Genomic DNA, 2,239 nt, shown 5'->3' on the forward strand with positions numbered 1-2,239 from the left:
CTGAACCACCGCATTCGCGAGCAAGCCCGCTCCCACACAAGCCCGCTCCCACATTGGGATTTGTGTGCTGCTTCTAAAAATCAGCTCGGCTTGGCGGGCGTCACTGTTTACCATGAACGCCCACATCCTGACTGATGCACTCCCCATGGCCCTGGCCGCGCCCCCCGACCTCAGTAATCACGCCATCCCCGTGCAACCCCTGGCACGTACCTACCCGCGTGGGTTGTACGTGGAGCCCCACCGCCACGACTGGGGCCAACTGCTCTACGCCATGAGCGGCGTGATGTGGGTCGAAACCCCGCACGAAGCCCTCGTGGTCCCGCCCCAGCGTGCCGTGTGGTTGCCGCCGGGGGTGGAACACGGGATTCGGGTGGTGTCGGATTTGCAAATGCGCAATATCTACCTGCGCCCGGCGTTGGCGGCGACGCTGGACAGCCAGGTGCAGGTGATCGAGGTCGGCGGCTTGTTGCGCGAGTTGGTCGTCACCCTGGTGGACGTGGGCGACAGCGCTGATACGGGCTATTACGACGCGGTGGTGCGCCTGGCGCTGCTGGAATTGCAACGGGCGCGCCGCTCACCGATCCGCATCGCCATGCCGAAGGCGGCCGACCGTCGTTTGATAAACGCCTGCCAGGCCGTAATGGCCGCGCCGTCCCTGGAGATGTCCTTCGAGCAGCACGCCGAGGCGGCAGGCGCCAGCGTGCGAACCTTGTCGAGATTGTTCCAGCAACACCTGGGCATGGGGTTCGCCGAATGGCGCCGTCAGGTGCAATTGGCCACGGCGGTGGCGGAGTTGATCCAGGGCCAGCCGGTCAGTCGTATCGCGCGGTCCCTGGGCTATTCGCCGAGCAGTTTCAGCGACATGTTCCGCCGCGAACTCGGCGTGGCGCCATCGCATTACGTCGGTTGAGGGTTTGGCCGATATCCTGAAGTACTTGGCCGATGCTTCAGGAGTGGGCTCTCTACACTGAGCCCATCCACCCATCAGGCGCCATCGCATGAACTACCTGATCTCCCTTGCCATCGGCCTGTTTGTCGGCGTGCTCTACGGCGCCCTGGACTTCCGCTCGCCCGCGCCACCGGCCATCGCCCTGGTTGGCCTGATGGGCATGCTGCTGGGCGAAAAGCTCTGGCCCATGGGGCGGCAGCTGGTCAGCGGTTGGTTGTCCTGATTCCCTTTTTACCTTCGATGGATATTGGCCATGAAAGCACTGCAATTTTCCGCTACGGGCGATCTCGCCTCCCTGCGTTTCGTTGACGTCGCCACCCCGGTGCCCGCTGCCGGTGAAGTGCTGGTGCAGATCAAGGCGGCGGGGCTGAACCCCAGCGATGTGAAAAACGTCCTCGGCCGTTTTCCCTACACCACGCTGCCGCGTATTCCCGGGCGTGACTTTGCTGGCATTGTCGTCGAAGGTCCGCAGGCGTTGCTCGGCCAGGAGGTCTGGGGCACAGGTCGCGATCTCGGGTTTTTCGCCGACGGTTCCCACGCCGAATATGTGAAGGTTTCAGCCAAAGGTGTCGCTCACAAGCCCAGCCACTTGAGTTTCGCCCAGGCCGCCAGCCTTGGCGTGCCGTACACCACCGCCTGGGATGCCCTGGAGCGCAGCGGCGTCGGCAAAGGTACGCGGTTGCTGGTGATTGGCGCCAACGGTGCCGTAGGCAGTGCGGCTTTGGCCCTGGCGAACATTCGTGGCGCCCAGGTGCTGGCGGCGGTGCGGCGGGCGGAGCAGGTTGAGGTGTTGCAGGGGCAGGGGATAGAGGCGATTGCCTTGGGCAAGCCAGAGGACTTGGGTGCGCAGGTCAACCGCGTGTTCAAGGGCGGTGCCGATGTGATCTTCGACACCACTGGTTTCTGGTTGCCCGCAGCCGTCGCCGGGTTGGCGCCGTTTGGGCGCATCGCGATCATCGCCGCACCAGTGGACGGCCAGGTGCAACTGCCGGCCCTGGCCTTGTACCGCAAGGGCGGTTCGGTGGTGGGGATCAACTCGTTGCTCTACAACTGCGAGCAGTGCGCGGTGATGCTGGAGCAGTTCGGGCGGTTTTTTGATGAGGGCTCGTTGCCGCTGCCGACGGGGTTGCGTGACGTGGGGTTGGCAGAGGGGTTGCAGAGCTATGGGGAAGTGAACAGTGGCAGCGCAGACAAGATCATCTTCCTGCCCTGATCCGGTCTAAACACTGTGAGACGAACCAATGTGGGAGCGGGCTTGTGTGGGAGCGGGCTTGCTCGCGAATGCGGTGG

General features: G+C 64.0%; 3 protein-coding genes. All 3 read left to right on the forward strand.

The features are described 5' to 3' along the window. Positions 1–145: 145 nt before the first annotated feature. The 3 genes from NUV89_RS29325 (at position 146) to NUV89_RS29335 (ending at position 2,162) form a co-directional block, all read left to right on the forward strand. Positions 146–910 carry a helix-turn-helix transcriptional regulator gene (locus tag NUV89_RS29325; RefSeq protein WP_257784065.1) on the forward strand — a complete coding sequence of 255 codons (765 nt, stop codon included), beginning with the start codon at positions 146–148 and terminating at the stop codon, positions 908–910. An 88-nt stretch (positions 911–998) separates the two neighbouring features. Beyond that, positions 999–1,172 carry a XapX domain-containing protein gene (locus NUV89_RS29330; RefSeq protein WP_257784063.1) on the forward strand — a complete coding sequence of 58 codons (174 nt, stop codon included), beginning with the start codon at positions 999–1,001 and terminating at the stop codon, positions 1,170–1,172. A 30-nt stretch (positions 1,173–1,202) separates the two neighbouring features. Continuing rightward, positions 1,203–2,162, forward strand: a complete 960-nt coding sequence (locus NUV89_RS29335) for a zinc-binding alcohol dehydrogenase family protein (RefSeq protein WP_257784064.1) — start codon at positions 1,203–1,205, stop codon at positions 2,160–2,162. The last annotated feature ends 77 nt before the right edge of the window (positions 2,163–2,239 follow it).

The organism is Pseudomonas sp. 18.1.10 (genome assembly GCF_024655625.1).
In the GTDB taxonomy this organism is placed as follows: Bacteria; Pseudomonadota; Gammaproteobacteria; order Pseudomonadales; family Pseudomonadaceae; genus Aquipseudomonas.

Coding starts and splice junctions, on each gene's coding strand:
- NUV89_RS29325 (WP_257784065.1), top strand. CDS start 146: ATGGCCCTGGCCGCGCCCCCCGACCTCAGTAATCACGCCATCCCCGTG.
- NUV89_RS29330 (WP_257784063.1), top strand. CDS start 999: ATGAACTACCTGATCTCCCTTGCCATCGGCCTGTTTGTCGGCGTGCTC.
- NUV89_RS29335 (WP_257784064.1), top strand. CDS start 1,203: ATGAAAGCACTGCAATTTTCCGCTACGGGCGATCTCGCCTCCCTGCGT.